We start from the raw sequence: 16520 nt of genomic DNA, 5'->3' as shown, positions 1-16520 counted from the left end.
GGCATCGCGTGCGATCGACACCCTCGACCGCGAGTGGGGGAAGGACCCCCCCAACGTGTGGTCGGGGGGTTGGCCGCCCCGCCGCGACGCCCCCCCCCCCAGTGAGCGGGCTCATCGCTACACACCCAGTGCTGCGGGCTCCCCCACCATGCTCGACTCCGCCTTCGTAGGCGATGCCCACACGCCCACCCGGCTCCGCGCCCTGACCCGGGCGACCGCACCCCCGTGACCTTCGCCCTGGCCATCGACCCCCTCAACAACGGTGTCGAGCTGCGACGCACCTCCGACCAACAACAAGCCCCCCAGCAAGCGGAGATCACCGTCGACGGGCACCGAGTGGGCAACTGGTACCAGCCCCTCGCCCACACCGACCGCCGCTGGCTCGACGACCCTTGTCAACTACCTCCCGGCCTCACCCGCGGACGGAGCCTGCTCACCGTGACGCTCACACCGGCACAGAACGGGATCGCCTGGTCCGCGGCGGCATACGAAGCCCGCAGTCTGACCTGAACGCACCACCGCACCACCGCACCACCGCACCAGGCAGAGGTGGAACCGGCTGTCCGTGCGGACAGCCTGCTCATGACGGGCGTGTCACCTGCACTGCCCGTTCAGCGGCAGCACCCCGATCCTGAGCTTCACCGCGGTTCCCAGGTCGGCCAACGTGCCTGCGGCCGGGCTCTGGCTGGCGACCGTGTTGTCGTAACGGCAATCAAAGTCGACGAATTTGGTCACCCCGCCGACGGCGAAGCCCGCGGAGTTCAGGACAGACGTGGCCTCTTCCCGGGTGTCGTCCTGCACGTTCGGCACCTGCGCCAGGTTGAGCTTCTGCCAGGATGAACCGTTGGACCACCTGATGATGTTCGGTGCCTGCAGCTTGGCGCTGTAGGTGGCGTCGTCGGGGAAGGTGACCAGGATGGTGTCGCTGTTGATCACGACACCGGTGGCGGTCGGACGGTGCTGGGAGGACATGTCCACCGTCAGGATGTCGTTGACGTCCGAAATCACCGGCCGCGCGGATCCCCCATCGGTAAACGTGCCGTTGACGTCGAACACCAGCGGTGTGGCTGCCGCGATGGCGGTGCGCGCCGGGACGGACGCCGTGGGTGCGTTCGCTGCGACGGGTGTGGCGCGCGCGGGTGCGAGCTGGACTGCGCTGGCGGCTCCTGCTCCTGCCACGTTCAGGACGGTGGCCGAGGCCGCCGCCAGCACGCCTGCGAAGATCTTGCTGCGGACTCGCATGGTTGCCTTCCCTCTTGGGCCCGGTTCGGAGGTGAGCGGGTACAGGCCCTGATGTACCGCGTCACGGTCGGTCGCGTTCAGCATGGGTGGGCCCGCGACCGGCCGCTATACGCGGGTCTGCGTATGCCCGCGCACCACAGATGCCGGGTAGTCTGAGGTCGGCCTGCGGATGAAGGGGACCTGATGGGGAGTCCGATATCGGTCAGCGACCTGGATCTGCGCACCCTGGCGGGGATCGTCACCGAGACTCGCACCGACGTGCCGGCGCAGGGGCTGCCGCCGTCCTTGCTCAGTGACCTGACGGGTCAGATCCGTTGTGACGAACTGACGGTCGCGGGATTCGACAGTCACCGGGAGGCGTGGTGGCTGGCACAGGTCGGCCCCGGCGGCGACGAGACGCCTGATGACGCCGCCGACTCGACGCACTGGGAACACTACTGGGACTGTGAGCCCTGCAGTTACCCCGACCGTAGCGCCGACCTGCGCAGCGTCCTGACGATCACGGACTTCTACTCAGCCAGGCAATGGCACAGCACCGGCATGTACACCGACTACTACCGGCCTTTGGGAATCGAGCACGAGCTCACGCTCTGCATGCCCGCCGGGACACCGGGGACCAGCGGCCCCGGCCGGACCCTGCGGATCTTCCTGTTCCGCGGGCCCGGCCGGGACTTCTCCGAGCGGGACCGCGCATTGCTCACGCTGCTGCGGCCGCACCTGTACGAGGCATACCTGGAGGCCGAACGGCGTCGGCACCCCGCTCCCCAGCTCACGCCCCGGCAGTGGCAACTGCTGCACCTGCTCGCCGCCGGACACACCAACGTCCAGATCGCCCGCCGGCTGGGAGTATCCGAAGGGACCGTGCGCAAGCACCTGGAGAACACCTACCGGCGGTTGCAGGTCTCCAACCGCATGGCCGCGGTCACCCGCGCGTTCCCGGAGAGAGCGTCCGCGTAGTTGGTGAAAGTCGGCTGCGGGGGCGGGGAGCCGCGCGTCAGCCGGAGGCGGTTCTGTGCCGCTCACTCCGGGTTGTTCATCCAGCCCGAGGTTCGCAGCGGCTCCCGTTGCAGATCTCCACCCTCATCGCGTACAGCGGCTCCTCGCCCCGGAAGCCGCCGGTCCACAGCTGCTAGCCACCGCAGCCCTTGGTGTACTTGTGCCACGGGCCCTTCCAGACGTAGGTCTTCTGCTGGGAGCAGCTGAACTGCAGCGCCTGGATGCGCATCTTGGGCTTCTTGCCGGCCCTGCAGGTCGTGTCGTTCACGGACATCCGGACGTTGGCGGTGTTCCGGCAGACGGAGTTCACCGTCGCGCTGCCGCAGGCGCCGGTGAAGCAGACATCCTTGCGGGCCTGCACCGTCACATCTGCGGTGACTTCGACTGGGCGGGGCGACGCGTCGGCCGACGATGCGAAGACCAGGCCCATGCCGAGGGCGACAACCACGCCGGTCAGTGCGAGGTGCTGGCTGATCGATCCCATGGAGGCCCCCTTGGGCTGCGGACGCGGACCACGTCCTGGTCCCGCACGGTACGCAGCCGCCCGCCGCAACGCGTCACCCCAGGAGCCCACTCGGCCCTCAACTCCTGCGGTACCACCGCCGACCGCCTACCCCTCTCCTGCTACGACTGGCCTCGCTCCGCGGGGCCAGCCAGCCGGCACCGTCCTCGCTGGAGGCGACGTCGATGCCGAGGATCTCGCGATGGCCGTCGGCATTCACGCTGACCGCGATCAGCGCGTGGACGTTGATGATCCGGCCGCCCTCGCGGACTTTCTGGGTGAGTGCGTCGATCCAGACGAATGCGTAAGGCCCGTGGTCCAGGGGCCTGTTGCGGAACGCGGTGACCTGCTCGTCCAGATGCCGGGCCATCGCCGAGACCTGCGACTTGACCAACGGGGTGACGCCGAGGGACTCAGCCAGCTTCTCGACCCGGCGCGTGAAGACGCCGAGCAGGTAGGCGGCGGCCACCACCGAGAGCAGGGCCTGCTCGGCCCGCCATCCGTTCGAGAAGCCAGTGCCGGAAGTAACTGCCCTACCGCAGCTCGGGAATGGCCGGTTCGACGGTGCCCGCTCTCGTGTCCCACTCGCGTGGGGGACAGCCCATGGCATCTCCCACGATCGAGCAGGCAACCAGAACCGCACACACGGTTGGCCCGGCCCAGCACAACCACCAGGGACCTCGCTCCCCCTCGGTGACGGCCGGACCGTTGGGAGACCCCTCCCCCGGCCGCGAGCTGTCGCGCCTCTCCCCAGTCAGCCCCCGGCAGGATCTTCGCGGTACGACAAGGATGCTGCCGCTCGCCAAGACTGGAGCAGCATCGGCTATTGGTGAATCACCCACGCCTGCGCGGTGTTGCCGCTCGTGCAGTGATAGGTCTGGATGGCTGCGCCGTCCTCGCCGGATCCGGCAGCGACGTCCAGACAGCGGCCGCCGATCTTGGAGACCACGCCGACCGGGAGCGGGGTCGGGATCGATCCGTACACGTGCCACGACATTCCTGCGGTGTTCGTGCAGTCCCACTGCTGGATCGGGGTGCGGTCGGCGTTCTTTCCGTCCTTGACGTCCATGCACTTGCCGCTGCGCGCGTTCACCCACTGGTAGTTGCCGCTGCCCAGGCCCACCGGCGCCCACTGCTGCTCGGGCTGCCCGCTGCAGGTCTGCTGGACGACCCGGGCCCCGTTGTCGTAGTAGTTGGCCGGGGACAGTCCGGCGCACTTCCCACTGCCGTAGTTGGTGAAGGCGAAGTAGTTCGGGACGGCCGCCTGGGCGGGCTGGCCCGTCACCAGCAGACCGGTGCCGGACAGTACGCCGGCCAGGAGAAACCCGGAGACTCTGGAGCGATGGTTCATGGTGCCCTCCGATCAGAGAAGCAGCGCCGGCCCACATCGAGGGCCGACGATGACCATGGCAGCGGATGTGCCGGCACTCACAGGCGTTCCCCGGACTACACCACCGTCTTGCATGCTCTGCGAGATTCCCACACCCTTCCGCACCGCCCACCCCCGCGCGAAGGGCACAACCAGCCACGTCGAGCGGACGGCGCCCCAGGACGGCGCATCGGCGCTCTGACGCAGCGCCTCACACTGCGGACAGCCTGTGCGGGGGCTCGCGGCTCAGTGACCGGCCGGCGTGGAGAGTCGGCCCTCGAACACGATCTGGAAGGCGTTGAGCGATGCCTTCCGGCTTCGTCGCCAATTGCTACCTGGCCTGGGACCGGAGCCAGCGCGCGCAGCTGTGTTGCGCACCCGGCGGGGGCGACGGCACAATTCCTGACCTATCTGAGGAATTACGCCACGGCGCACTCCGACCGTGAAAAGGAGAAGGAGGAACGCCGACGGTTTCTGCGCGCACCGCAGCTCCTCGTGCCCGACTGTGAGGGCATCGCGTACCTCCGGTTGCTCGGTCGGCTGATCAGGCTGCGCGCCGTCGAGGGCCCGTAGGCCGCGGACCCGTCAATGCCCGCCCTCGGCAAGTGGCTGACCTGGTTCGCCGGCCGGGCGGAGTTACCGGGTTCCTGCCCGCTCCAGGCCATGCCCCGGCTACTCACCGCCAACTGGACCACCGGGCAGACCTTCCGAGGACTCCCCTCTTGCGTCGCTGTTTGCCTGGATCGAGCGCCAACTGGACGCAGCGGTGCCGAGGCCGCCCGGGAGCCGGAGGACCCGCTGCGTCCAGCGGGACCCGCCACCAATCCCATCTTCGACCGTACCCTGGACGAGTTGATATCCCGCCAGGAGGTCGCGCCTCGCCTCCCCGCTCGCAGCACCTCTCGGTGAAGGGGCCCACGGACACGGTGGCCTCGGATGCTTTTCGCAACACGCGCCGCAACCTTCGCGCCGTTCATCCCACCCGGCCACGGAAGCATCGGCAGAGCGGCGTGTCGTCACCGGGACTCCGGCTCAGATCACTGGGTGACGATCTTGTGGACGGTGGTGTCGTCGGGGTTCAGCCGTCGCCCGTCCGCAGACAGCACTTCCAGTGCGCGGAGGCGATGTCCGTGTCGGCGGTCGACCAACTGTGAGTGTGGTTCGTCGGGGGCGAAGAAGTTCTGTTCGCCCCACTGCCGCAGTGCCACGATGACGGGGAAGAGCGCCCTGCCCTTCGGAGTCAGTACGTACTCCCGGTAGGCGCTGCCGTCCGAGGCGGGGACGGATTCGAGGACACCGCCGGCGACCAGGGTGCGCAGACGCGCGGCAAGGATGTTCTTCGCCACGCCGAGGCTGCGCTGGAACTCCCCGAAGCGCCGGCTTCCGTCGAAGGCGTCCCGCACGATCAGCAGGGACCACCAGTCGCCGATCGCGTTCACCGACCGGGCGACGGGGCATTCGCTCTCGTCGACCCGGCTGGACGGCTGGCAGCCACTCCCACTGGATCCGGTGTGGAGCGCGAACAGGACTCGCACCGCGCCTGCCCGCCGGGCACCCGTGACCTGCTTTCGACCAACTTCGGCGACCCCGGCTGCGGCAGCAACGGCTCGATCGTCGACCGCGGTCATCTGACCCCATTCACGTCCGCGACCACAGCGGACTGGGCGAGAAGTCAACGTTGCCTGGGACCGTTCGGCTCATACCTTCGTCCTGGACAGCGGGTGGCCGCCCAAGATCACCGGACGACAGGCGGCGGCGCAGCGCCTGTCACCACTGCCGCCGAAGAGGCCCGTACCGCGAAATACGAGTGGCTTCATGTCTACTTCGACGAGTATCTGCGTCCGTTCCCCTTCGAAGCCTATGGCTTCAAGGAGACGAGAGCCGGTCTGATCTCCCTGTAACGGTGGCCAAGCGCTCGGCCCGGCGCACATGGCTCGGGCTCATAGACGGGCGGACCAAGCCGTCCCGTCTCAGTGGCCGAAGAGGTGGATTCGCCTGGCGCGGTGGCGGTGCGGTGCGGGCGCCCCCACAGGCCCCGGTGGCGTGGGCGCCACCGGATCCGCCTGGCCAGCGGTCGCCGACGTCTGCGGCCCCGCGGCCATCTCACGCTCGGACAGCCGGGCGGCCATCGCGTCGCGTTCGTCGCGCATCCGAAGCCTTCGGCTGCGCTGACGCATCGCTCCAGCGGTGGCCATCCACAGGCCCAGCGAGAAGATCAGGGCCAGGGCTAGCCCGGCGCAGAAGATCGCCAGGGTGCTCATGGTGGCGATGTCGTTGCCGAGCAGTGACACCGTGTAATGGGGCCCGCCGCCGAGGTTGTCGGAGATCGCCAATCCCGTGAAGGCAGCGGTCGCGGCGAGCAGAAGAAGTCCGAGGAACAGCATGCCGAGTCACCTCCGGTCTCTGCCCGGGCGACTACCCGCGGTGGACCACCTCTAACACCCGACTATGCCAGGGCTCGAAACTGCTCCATCACGGCCCCTCACCCGTGCTACACGTGCTGTCTCCATGCTTGCCTGCTCACTCGCCAGGACCGGACCAGCGCAGACCGCTTCCCCGGGCCTGGCGGCGCGGGCGCGTGGCAGACGGTCCGCGCGCTGATCTGGTCCGCGTTCGCGTCCGGACCCCACCGCCGTCCTCGTAGATACGTGACATCTGGACGGTGGTTCACGACGAGGACCAGCTCATCCGGCGCCGGGTAGGCGGACCTGGAGAGTTCCGTCTGTCTGCATTCTCGTTTCGAAGACGGGCTGCGGCGCCGTGGCAGGGCCATGCACGTTCCAGCCGTCCGACAACCGGAACGTGCTTCCGTGCAAGGGGCATTCCACGCATCCGTTGGCCACGGTGCCTTCGGAGAGCCGCCCCGAGAGGTGGCTGCACCAGTCGGCCAGGACATGGATCTCGCCGCCCCGGGGCCCGCACCACGCACACCGGCACCTCGCCCAGCATCCGCCGCACTGCCTGGCCCTCGGGAAAGGCTTCCGCGCTGCCCAGGCTGTGCCAGCCGGGTTCCAGCAGATGCGCGACGGCTTCAGCCTTGTTCGCGCCCGCCGCCTGCCGGTAGGCCACATGGCCGCCGATCGCTCCGCCCACGCTTGCCGCGGTCAGGCCCGCGAAGGCCAAACCCCTGCCCAGCTCCTCCCTCTCGCCGCCGCGAGCAACCCAGGAGCCGGCGTACAAACCAATCGCTGTGGCAATCGACACGGCGTGCAGCAGACCGGTGCGCATCTGCTGCGGGCGCAGTTCCGCCCAGTCCACCCATCCCGCCCACGCGGCTGGTACGGCGCTGACCACCCCCACCCCGACCAGGAACCGCGCGTTGCGTGCGTTTCCCGGCATCACATCCAGTACGGCCGCCGACAGCCATGCCCCGATGGGAACCTGCACCAGGACCGGGTGAAGCGGATGGCCGAGCTGCCGGCCGTGCAGCACATCGCGATACCGGCCCAGCGGCAGCCCACGCACGAAGCGCTGCAGCGAGCCGATCAGCCCGTCCGCCGCCTCCACTTGTGCCACCGCATCGAGCGCCTTCAGGAGGGCGACGGGGCCATCACAAGAAAACGCACAGCCCAGCGACGGACCAGTGCCCACGGAACTCACCGCCGATTTGGGAAACATCGCTGCCAGCAGACGCATGTTCTGCGGTATACCGCCGATCCCCCAGCCCAAACGGTTCGGCGTCCCGTTCCACCCCGGTCGGCCTAGGGCGTGTTTCGAAAGTAGCGTCGTCCGCCCGAAGGGCGGGCCCGGCGGCGTCTGGTGCGTGCGATCGCAAGGCGGAGGGTCGCCCCGATACTGGTTGTATCGGGGTGATCCCGACAACGCGGCGAGCGTGCGTGCCAGACGCCGCCGGGCAGACGGGACTTTCGAAACACGCCCTAGTGGCAACCGCGGCCTTGCGACTCTGCGGCGTTCCCGCACGCGGGCAACAAGGGAACTCGCACGCCGACTGACGCTGTGCCGTCGGGGATGTCGTGCGCCCCTGGCCAGTCATGGGCACACTGAGCGCAAAGCCCGCTCCCTGACCAAGGCGGGCGAGGAGCGGAGGGCGGGCTCACTGCCGAACCCTCCCGGGACGGGGCTCGACCACCCATCCCGTCGGGGTAACCAATGACACGGATGCTGATCACAGCGCGACCGGTTGGCCTCTCCGGAGGGCGTTGACCTGTCGGGCCCGCTCTCACCGGGCTGTCGCGACCCTGGAGCCGCCGGGGTGATGTTGCCCGTCGCGCAAGTGGTCAGCCGCCGCCGAGGACTTTGCGCAGTTCCTGCTTGTTCATCGAGGAGCGGCCCTCGATATTGCGCCTCTTCGCCTCCTCGTACAACTGCTCCTTCGTCCGCCCCTGGGAGCCGGTGTGGGAGCGTTCGCCGCCGCGCTGGGAGGAGGACTTGCCCTGCGTCGACGACTTGCTCGCCGTCTTCGACTCCCCCGACCGGGCCCGTTCCTTGTTCACCGTCGCCGCGGCGATCTCCTTCGAGCGCGACGTGGAGTGCCCCTGCTTCTGGGCGCTGTCCTTGATGTGCTCGTACTGCCGTTCCCGCTTCGCACTCGAACCTCTCGGCATCACACCGCTCCTCATCGTCCGAACGAATTCCCATCGGTGGGCCAATCCCGCGCCGGGCAACAACTACCCGCAGTGCCCACCGGGGCGCATCCCAGCAACCCCGCTACAAGTCCACGCCGGACAGCCACCGACCGCGACGCGAGAACGGCCAAGCGGGTGCCCGCACGCCATCCCGGCCACGGGGCCCCAGCGGCACGGGCACCCGCACCTCCACCTGCACCGGCGCGGCCCCGTCCGGCGCACTCGGGGCCAGGCGGAGCCGCGCGGCAGGTCAACCGGACACCACGGGGAGGCGGCGCCACATCCCGATTCCCTCGGGCGCCTTCGTCCCGCCAGGCCTGCCAACCCACAGGTAGCCTCGCCATGCTCAGCAAACTCCGGGATTGCGGCCAGTTCCGCGGAGACCCCCTCACTGTGATGTGACCCCACTCTTCGACGGCCTCATGCGTCTTCTTGCCTACCATCGTCGACCCAGGCGAACGGGCGTCCGTCCGCCCACGCGACGAGGGTTCGGGTCTTCCAGTGGAGCCCGAACCACTGGTCTTCGCGTTCGTGGGCGGCTGAGGGCTCTGGCCAGTTCACGACCGGCAGCTGCGGCAGGCCGAGTCGCGGTGCCAGCTCGATATTGGCCTCTTCTTCCCAGGTGGTGGCCCAGACCAGGTCGCACGGCAGCGCCGCGAGCCGCGGCCCGATCTGCGGGTTGAGCCGCGCGATGTGCGAGTTGGATGCGGTGCCCGCGAGATCGCACTGCGGGCCGTCACCGAACGGCAGGAGTGGCCCGTCGACGTCCAGGAAGAGCAGTGGACGGTTCCCGTGCCTGGTCATGCTGCGCTCGCCTCGGGACGCTCGACGAGGTAGCCGTTGTGGAATGTGGCGCCGTTGCGGACGAGGGCGACGAGGTGGGGTGCGGTGATCGCGCGCCAGCGGGCCTGGGCGGACTCGGTGAGCTTGAACACCATGGCCAGGGCCGCTACGGGCTGCCAGCTCCGCAGGTGACCCGGGTCCTCAACTTGACGGTGCTGAAGGTGGATTCGATCGGGTTCGTCGTTCTGAGGCGGACCCAGTGTTCGGCGGGGAAGTCGTAGAACACCAGGAGTTCATCGGTCTCGTCGGTGACCTTCTTCACCGCCTTGGGCCACTTCGCGCCGTAGGCGCGATTGAAGTCCTTGACGGCCTTCTCGGCGTGATCGCGGTCTTCAGCGTTGCAGATCTCCTGCAATGCCTTCTTCGCTCCGGGCTGGGCCGACTTCGGCAGGGCCTTGACCACGTTCAGCACCAGCGTGTACGGGCGTCCCTGCCGCCTGGTCTGAGGGCCTACGGGCAGCTCGGCCGTGTCGATCCTGCTGTGCACGTGCCGCCAGGGCCGTCTGTTCCTGGTGATGGAACTGGTCGACGGGGACAACTTCGCCCGGGTGCTCACCGCCTCCGGTCCGCTGTCGGCCGAGCGGGTGGGCCGTATCGCCGCGCAGGCCGCGGCCGGGCTCGCCGCCGCGCACCGGGAGGGCATAGTCCACCGGGACGTCAAGCCCGCCAACCTCCTGCTGGACGCGGACGGCACCCTGAAGATCGGCGACTTCGGCATTGCCCGCTTCCTCGACGACCCCGGTGCCGCTCTCACCGCCGCCGGGCAGATCGTCGGCACCGGCCTCTACCTCGCGCCCGAGCGGGCCCTGGGCCGCACCGGCGGCCCGGCCTCCGACATGTACTCCCTCGGCTGCGTGCTGTACCAACTCCTCACCGGCCGACCGCCGTTCCAGGCCGACACCGCCCTCGCGGTGCTTCATCAGCACCTCGACGCCTCCCCCGTGCCGCCTCGGCAGATCACCGCCGGCCTCCCGCCCGCCTTCGAGAGCTATCTGCTCGGTCTCCTGGCCAAGGAACCCAGGGACCGGCCCACCGTCGAGGAGGCGGCCGACTGGTTCGGGCACGGAGCCTGGCGCGGGGCGCCGGAGCCCCTGCCACAGGAACACCAGGACCGCAGGCCCCCGGGCGGGCCGTCCATGACCGGCTCGGGTCCGGCTGCTCCTGCGACCTCGATGCCGGGCGCGTCCGTGCCCACCACCCCCGCGCAGGGCGCCTTCGTCCCGGCGGCGGGCACCGAGTGGAAGACGAGCGTGCACCGAGCCACGCCCCGCCGCTCGCGCCTGCCGCTCCACCGCCGTTCCCCACTGTTGGCAGTGTTGGGCGGCGCCGCTCTCTTCACCGTGGCGCTGCTCGTCAGCCTGGCCTGGTTCTCGCCCGGCACCGGCTCGGCGCAGCATCCGCAGCCTCCCGCAACCGCGTGAGCTGCCCCCACTTCCGGAATACGCCACCGGGGCCGCCAATCCGCGACCTGGGAACCAGGTGGGCCGGACGGTCCGATCCGGCGCTCAAGGATGTGCCCCGCAGGCACATCCAAGCAGTGCACCCCACCAAAACAGCGCCCTGACCAGCACTGACGCCGACCACTCTGGGGACGGGTCGAGTCTTGGACCCGGCGGCGGACGGCGCGCTCAGCCGGTGCCGCCAGGGCGGCGGGCGAGTACACCCGCCGCGGTGAGCAGGGCGAGCAGGACACCGGTGAACCACGTCATCGCGGCGGTCACGGTGGTGTAGAGGGTGGCGATGCCGAGGCCGATCGCGGGCAGGGCGAGGCCCAGGTAGGAGATGAGGAAGAGCCCGGCGAGAGCTTCGCCGCGTTTGGCCGGCGTGGCCATGGCGACGACGGTGCCGACCGCGGACTTGAACAGCACTCCGGCGCCCATGCCGGCCACGATGCCGGCCACCAGGAACACGGGGAGGCTGGCGGTGCGCATGCCGATGGCGAGTGCGGCCACCCCTGCCGCCTGGGCGAGCAGGCCGATATTCCTGCGTACCTTGGCATCGAGCCGGCCGGTGAGCGACTGGGCCGCCGCGGCGGCACCGAACACGGCGAACACGATCAGCCCGGCCAGTGCGCGGGACGGGTGGTGCAGGGTGTGGCCGACGAACCCGGGGGCCAGCGAGGTGAACAGACCGAAGACGGCGAAGGACGCGAAGCCCGCGGCTGCGGCGGCCACGTATCCGGCCGGGTCGCCGTGGTCGGCGCTGACGCGCTGCGGGCGGTACGTCGGCCTGACGTGCTGCTCCTCGACTGTCTCGGGGGTGAGCGCGACCGCGGCGATGCTGATCAGCAGCAGGGCGCCGAAGACGAGGTAGGGCAGGCGCAGCGGCGCGTCGAGGTACTGGGCGAGGAAGCCGGCGACGAGCGGGCCGAAGCCGAGGCCGCCGATGTTGGCCGCGGTGGAGACGATCTCGAAGCGCTGCGAGGAGGCGCCGGGGCGGTGCGCGCTGTGCAGTTCGTGCAGGTGCGCGGTGGCGGTCGCGGTGAGCATGCCGACGCCGAGGCCGGTGACCAGCCTGGCGAGGAGGAGGACCGGCAGGGACGGTTCGGTGAGGAACAGCGCGGCGGCGACCAGTTCCAGGGCCAGCGCCGTGATCATGACCTTCCTTCGGCCGACCCAGTCCGAGACGTGCCCGGCCAGCAGCAGACTGGTCAGTACGCCGATGGCGTAGACGGCGAAGACGATCGTGACCGTGAACGTGGAGAAGCCCTCCCGTGCCTGGTACAGGGGGTACAGCGGCGTCGGGACGGTGGAGAACGCCATGGCCGTGACGAACGCCGAGGCGATCATCCAGAACCCGGCACCGTGCCTGCGGGCCGAGTGCTGCCTGCCGCCGCCCTCGGCGGGTGCCCGGAGAGCGGGCCGGGGTGCGGACAACGACATGTGTCTGCTCCGATTTCGTGAAGGTTGCTGGCCGGCGTCCGGGATCGACGCCGTCCGTGGGGGTCGGTCGCTGCCCCGGGCGCACCGGCCCGGGACAGCAGCGACGGGATTCAGGCCAGCTGGCCGCGGTCCTGGGCCCACGTGACCTCGGCCCCGGCGGCCTCGCCGCCGGTGGCCTCCGCCTGGGCGCGGCCCACCGACTCCATGACGGCGGCGTAGCCCGGGCTGACACTCGCGTAGATGCCGCCCCAGTCCGCCCAGTCTTCGCGGGCCCAGGTCTTCTGCAGCTCGGCCGCCACGCCAAGGACGTCGACGACCTTGACGCCGGCCCGGCTCAGGCGCTCGATCGAGACCCGCTGAGCCTCGTCGGAGTAGGTGCCGGAGGCGTCGATGACGGCGTACACGTCGTATCCCTCGGCGAGGGCCGACAGCGCGGGCTCCACGACGCAGATGCTGGTCATGATGCCGGCGACGAGGAGCGTACGGCGGCCGGTCTGCTCGACGGCGCGGCGGAAGCCCTCCACGTCCCACGCGTTGATCTCGCCGTGACGCTGGACGTACGTCGCCTTGGGCGCGTTCTCGAACACCTCCGGGATCAGCGGGCCGTTCGGGCCCTCGGGGACCGACGCGGTGGCGATCACCGGGGCGCCGACCAGAGAGGCGGCCTTCGCCAGCGCGGCCACGTTGTTGCGCAGCTCGCGGACGTTGGTGTGGTTGACGATCTGCAGCAGACCGCTCTGGTGGTCCACCAGCAGTACCGCGGCGTCTGCGGGGTCAATGAGGCCGTTGTTGCTCGACACGATGTCTCCTTGGGGTAAGGGCGGGCGTCCGATATCGGGCTGAATGCCCGTGTTTCGCCATATGTGCCCTTGGTTGCTTACGACCTATTCAACCCCGTTCCACAGCGATCGCTTCCCAAGCCCAGGAGATGGTTCGAGATGACGGTAATCTCTGTCAGAGATAGCCTGGGGTTGGCCGTAGGGAGTGCGTGATGGATCTTCGGCAGATGGAGTTCGTCATCGCGGTCGCCGAGGAGGGCGGCTTCAGCGCGGCGGCGCGACGCCTGCACGTGGTGCAGTCCGCGGTGTCCACCACGGTGCGCGCTCTTGAGCGCGAGTTGGGCGCATCGCTGTTCCACCGGACCACCCACCGGGTGTCCCTCACCCCGGCGGGCCAGGCGTTCCTCCCGGCCGCGCGTGCCGCGCTACAGGCCGCCGAACAGGCCCGAGCCGCCGTTGACTTGACCAAAGGAGAGCTCCGGGGAGAGATCACGGTCGGCGTCATGCAGGGTCTCTACACGGGCCTCGCCCAGGCGCTGGCCGCCTTCCGTCACCAGCATCCGCAGGTGACGGTCAGGCTTCGCCAGGCGTCGGCGGACGGCCTCCTGCGGGCACTGCGCGACGGCACCACGGATGTGGCCGTCGTGGCGCTGGCCCGTCCCCAGCAGCGAGGACTGGCCGCACGCGTGCTGAAGGAGGAGGAGATGGTCCTGGTCACGGCGCCGAGCCGCGCCGTGGAACCCGAGCGACCGGCCACCCTCGCCGAGGTGGCCGGCCTGCCACTGGTGGAATTCCCCGTCGGCTGGGCGATCCGGCACTCGGTCGACCGTGCCTTTCGTACGGCCCTCGTCGACCGCATCGCCACCTTCGAGGTCAACGACATTCTCAGCGCCACCGACCTGGTCCGCGAGGACCTGGGCGTGTGCATCATGCCGGAATCCCTGGCCGCCCGCTTTCCCGACCTGACGGCACGCCGGTTCGCCCAGAACGCACCGACCTGGAAGGTGATGATGGTGCATCCCCGCGGGCAGGTGCCTCCGGCCGTCACCGCGCTGCTACGCCACATCAAGTAGGCAGCGGCGCGGCGCCCGGTAGGCCGAACGCGTCGGTCACGTCTCCGTCTTGAAGGAGCAGACACCGCCGCGTCGCGGGTCGGAGAGGAATATCGCCCGCCGCCGTGGACGCGGCGGCGCCTTTGCGGGTGCGTCACTCCATCGGGCGATTGAGCTGCGAAGACGCCTCCGGGGCGCATCTGATGCGCAATTCTCGCATCAGATGCGATAGACGGAGAGTGATCGTGGGTGGGTGGGGACGGTCCCGTGCCGGGATCCGCTCGACTGCACCTGGTGGTCGGCCTGCCGCTGCTGCGGCCGGACTCCCGGGGCAGAACACCTAGGGCGTGTTTCGAAAGTCCCGTCTGCCCGGCGGCCCCGCCCTTCGGGCGGACGACGCTACTTTCGAAACACGCCCTAGCCCGCCCGGGCGGCGGCGAGGTGGGCGTCCACGGCGACGACACCGTCGACGCCCTGGCAGAGGCCCACCACCACCGGAACGAGGCGCGGTTCCGGGACGTGACCCCGAAGGGTGACGACCCCGTCCCGGACCTCGACCGCGACGGTGCCCTCGTCCAGGCCGAGGATGCGCCCCAGGACGTCCTGCTCGACCTCGCCGCGGATCTCGACGTCGGAGCGGATGAAGGCGTCGAGCAGGTCACTGCGGGTGACGATGCCGGTGAGGAGCCCGTCGTCGCCGACCACCGGCAGCTGCTTAACGTGCCGCCTGCGGAGTTCCCGTGCGGCCCGGGGGATCGTCCAGTCGGCGCGGGCGGTGAAGACGGGGCTGCTCATGAGCGCGCCCGCGGTCCGGGCCCGGGCCTTGCCCCAGGCACGCTCGTCGTTCCCGTCCTGACTCTGCGGATCGGGCATGCCGGTCTCGTGCCGCAGCACGTCGGCCGCGGACACGACACCGACGGGAGCGCCGTGGTCGTCGACGACCGGGGCCGCGACGATGTCGTTCGCGTCCAGCAGGGCGGCGACCTCCTGGAACGGTGTGCTGGGGCGGAGGGTGACGACATCCTCGGTCATCACGTCACCGACCCTGCGGCGGTACAGCATGGCATCGGCCTCCTCCGCTGTGCGACGGGGCGGCCGCGATCGGTCCGCCCGGGCGGACCACGCGCGGAGCGTCGGCCTCCGCGCCCCTGCCGGCTCGTCCACGCCGTCTTCCCTACCCATGACAGCACCGCGCCGCTCCGGCCGCCAGTGACGTTCGGCCTGGCGGGGAGGGCTGGCGGTCCCACGGCCGGGAGCGCGACCGAGTGCGCGGTAGATGCAGGCGACGCTGGGCGCCGGCCCTTGCGCTTGTCGACGGGGATGATCAGGTCACCCCCTGACCGCTCACTCAGCGTCATTGAGCTGCGGGCTTCAGCCGCGCATACGCGACACCTCAACATGCGAGCTCACCAGTCGTAAGGACCGGGTCAGCAACGGGCGGCGGCCCAGGCCGCGCGGCGGGCTGCGAACGGGTCGGCGACCGTGCGGGTCGGGGTGCCGAAGAGCAGGGTGTCCCGGCGAGCCTCGCCGTAGGCGGGCCAGGGGCCGACGCCGGGGACGTCGGGATTTCCGTCGTGGCAGAAGGTGATCCAGGCCGCGCTCGCGGCCTGCGCCAGCGCGGCGTTGGCCGGGTTGCGGGAGACCAGGGCGGCGTGGCGCAGGTTGTCGAAGAAGAACAGGACGTCCTCGCCGTGGCTGGCGGTCCCGCCCGCGAAGACGTACGCGTAGGTCGGGGCGGTCGCGGTGGCGCTGCGGGCGGAGGCCAGGGCGAGGGCCGGGAAGCGGTACAGCGCATCGGTGGTGACCGCGACTGCGATCCTGCGCGCCGGGTCGCGCGGCCGCTCGCGCCGGTACTCGGCGATCAGTCCGGTGACATCGCAGCGCGCGATCCGCGAGCAACGGCGGGCGAGTTCGGCGTCGCTCAGGCCGTCCCAGGAGGCGCGGTCTGCGTCGATGGTGCGGGTGGTCTCGTGCAGGGCGCTGCCGATCAGCACCGGGACGTGCGGGGCCACGCCGGAGGCCAGCTCGGCGTAGCACCGCTCCTCGACCGGCCCGCCGTCGACTGCGGGCTGGAATGCGTACCGGTGCTCGGCACGCAACCTTGCCTGGGCGTCGAGGAGTTGGCCGACCGGCCGGGCGGCCAGGAGGTCGGGCCGACCGACCGGGATGCCGAGCAGGCGCAGGACGCTCCGGGCCGCCTCCTCCGGCGTCACCGCGGCGGCCGGGCGGGGCGGCCGGGCGGGGCGGCGGCGGACTGGTCAGGATGGCG

At 70.2% G+C, this 16520-nt stretch carries 16 protein-coding genes and 3 pseudogenes; 5 read left to right on the top strand and 14 right to left on the bottom strand.

Annotated elements, in window-relative coordinates; genetic code table 11:
- The first annotated feature begins 225 nt into the window (after nucleotides 1-225).
- Nucleotides 226-510: a hypothetical protein gene (locus ACZ499_RS35670; protein WP_468680791.1), complete on the top strand. Its 285-nt coding sequence runs from the start codon at nucleotides 226-228 to the stop codon at nucleotides 508-510.
- Between the two features lie 84 nt (nucleotides 511-594).
- On the opposite strand, the gene ACZ499_RS35665 is transcribed toward ACZ499_RS35670, so the two are convergent.
- A complete protein-coding gene (locus ACZ499_RS35665) occupies nucleotides 595-1242 on the bottom strand; it encodes a PASTA domain-containing protein (protein WP_468680789.1) in 648 nt (215 codons plus the stop codon).
- Nucleotides 1243-1425: 183 nt separating this feature from the next.
- On the opposite strand from ACZ499_RS35665, the gene ACZ499_RS35660 reads away from it, so the two are divergent.
- A complete protein-coding gene (locus ACZ499_RS35660) occupies nucleotides 1426-2199 on the top strand; it encodes a helix-turn-helix domain-containing protein (RefSeq protein ID WP_468680787.1) in 774 nt (257 codons plus the stop codon).
- A gap of 172 nt (nucleotides 2200-2371) precedes the next feature.
- Here ACZ499_RS35660 and ACZ499_RS35655 read toward each other — a convergent pair whose 3' ends face one another.
- The 4 genes and pseudogenes from ACZ499_RS35655 to ACZ499_RS35640 form a co-directional block, all read right to left on the bottom strand.
- Complete coding sequence (locus ACZ499_RS35655; protein WP_468680786.1) at nucleotides 2372-2722, bottom strand: hypothetical protein; 351 nt, start codon at nucleotides 2720-2722, stop codon at nucleotides 2372-2374.
- Nucleotides 2723-2885: 163 nt separating this feature from the next.
- A pseudogene (locus ACZ499_RS35650) lies at nucleotides 2886-3330 on the bottom strand (transposase); the annotation flags it as partial.
- Nucleotides 3331-3563: 233 nt separating this feature from the next.
- Complete coding sequence (locus tag ACZ499_RS35645) at nucleotides 3564-4091, bottom strand: RICIN domain-containing protein (RefSeq protein ID WP_468680785.1); 528 nt, start codon at nucleotides 4089-4091, stop codon at nucleotides 3564-3566.
- 1055 nt (nucleotides 4092-5146) lie between these two features.
- Nucleotides 5147-5635 (bottom strand): winged helix-turn-helix transcriptional regulator, encoded by a 489-nt coding sequence (locus tag ACZ499_RS35640; RefSeq protein ID WP_468680839.1) that lies wholly within the window; start codon nucleotides 5633-5635, stop codon nucleotides 5147-5149.
- On the opposite strand from ACZ499_RS35640, the gene ACZ499_RS35635 reads away from it, so the two are divergent.
- A complete protein-coding gene (locus tag ACZ499_RS35635) occupies nucleotides 5621-6010 on the top strand; it encodes a hypothetical protein (protein WP_468680783.1) in 390 nt (129 codons plus the stop codon). The two genes, ACZ499_RS35640 and ACZ499_RS35635, sit on opposite strands and share 15 nt — an antisense overlap.
- A gap of 69 nt (nucleotides 6011-6079) precedes the next feature.
- Here ACZ499_RS35635 and ACZ499_RS35630 read toward each other — a convergent pair whose 3' ends face one another.
- From ACZ499_RS35630 to ACZ499_RS35610, 5 genes and pseudogenes are all read right to left on the bottom strand, one after another.
- Complete coding sequence (locus ACZ499_RS35630) at nucleotides 6080-6493, bottom strand: hypothetical protein (protein WP_468680781.1); 414 nt, start codon at nucleotides 6491-6493, stop codon at nucleotides 6080-6082.
- Nucleotides 6494-6776: 283 nt separating this feature from the next.
- Nucleotides 6777-7745, bottom strand: a complete 969-nt coding sequence (locus ACZ499_RS35625; protein WP_468680779.1) for a DUF2231 domain-containing protein — start codon at nucleotides 7743-7745, stop codon at nucleotides 6777-6779.
- A 602-nt stretch (nucleotides 7746-8347) separates the two neighbouring features.
- Nucleotides 8348-8674 (bottom strand): plasmid stabilization protein, encoded by a 327-nt coding sequence (locus ACZ499_RS35620; RefSeq protein WP_468680777.1) that lies wholly within the window; start codon nucleotides 8672-8674, stop codon nucleotides 8348-8350.
- Between the two features lie 462 nt (nucleotides 8675-9136).
- Nucleotides 9137-9499, bottom strand: a pseudogene (locus ACZ499_RS35615) (HAD domain-containing protein); the annotation flags it as partial.
- A pseudogene (locus tag ACZ499_RS35610) lies at nucleotides 9496-9992 on the bottom strand (transposase); the annotation flags it as partial. The pseudogenes ACZ499_RS35615 and ACZ499_RS35610, both read right to left, overlap by 4 nt.
- Before the next feature lie 13 nt (nucleotides 9993-10005).
- Between ACZ499_RS35610 and ACZ499_RS35605 the strand changes: the two are divergent.
- Nucleotides 10006-10959 (top strand): serine/threonine-protein kinase, encoded by a 954-nt coding sequence (locus ACZ499_RS35605; RefSeq protein WP_468680775.1) that lies wholly within the window; start codon nucleotides 10006-10008, stop codon nucleotides 10957-10959.
- 207 nt (nucleotides 10960-11166) lie between these two features.
- On the opposite strand, the gene ACZ499_RS35600 is transcribed toward ACZ499_RS35605, so the two are convergent.
- Together ACZ499_RS35600 and ACZ499_RS35595 are read right to left on the bottom strand one after the other, a co-directional pair.
- Complete coding sequence (locus tag ACZ499_RS35600; protein WP_468680774.1) at nucleotides 11167-12420, bottom strand: MFS transporter; 1254 nt, start codon at nucleotides 12418-12420, stop codon at nucleotides 11167-11169.
- 110 nt (nucleotides 12421-12530) lie between these two features.
- On the bottom strand, nucleotides 12531-13220 hold the full coding sequence (locus ACZ499_RS35595) for an isochorismatase family protein (protein WP_468680772.1): 690 nt from the start codon (nucleotides 13218-13220) through the stop codon (nucleotides 12531-12533).
- Between the two features lie 191 nt (nucleotides 13221-13411).
- Between ACZ499_RS35595 and ACZ499_RS35590 the strand changes: the two genes are divergently transcribed.
- Nucleotides 13412-14272 carry a LysR family transcriptional regulator gene (locus tag ACZ499_RS35590; RefSeq protein ID WP_468680771.1) on the top strand — a complete coding sequence of 287 codons (861 nt, stop codon included), beginning with the start codon at nucleotides 13412-13414 and terminating at the stop codon, nucleotides 14270-14272.
- A gap of 396 nt (nucleotides 14273-14668) precedes the next feature.
- On the opposite strand, the gene ACZ499_RS35585 is transcribed toward ACZ499_RS35590, so the two are convergent.
- Both ACZ499_RS35585 and ACZ499_RS35580 read right to left on the bottom strand, forming a co-directional pair.
- Nucleotides 14669-15313 carry a CBS domain-containing protein gene (locus ACZ499_RS35585; protein ID WP_468680769.1) on the bottom strand — a complete coding sequence of 215 codons (645 nt, stop codon included), beginning with the start codon at nucleotides 15311-15313 and terminating at the stop codon, nucleotides 14669-14671.
- A 365-nt stretch (nucleotides 15314-15678) separates the two neighbouring features.
- A complete protein-coding gene (locus tag ACZ499_RS35580) occupies nucleotides 15679-16464 on the bottom strand; it encodes a carboxylesterase family protein (RefSeq protein ID WP_468680767.1) in 786 nt (261 codons plus the stop codon).
- Nucleotides 16465-16520: the final 56 nt, after the last annotated feature.

This window comes from Streptomyces sp. NPDC031265 (genome assembly GCF_055570295.1).
The sequence above is the reverse complement of the archived record's forward strand: the minus strand, read 5'-3'. Positions and strand labels throughout refer to the sequence as shown.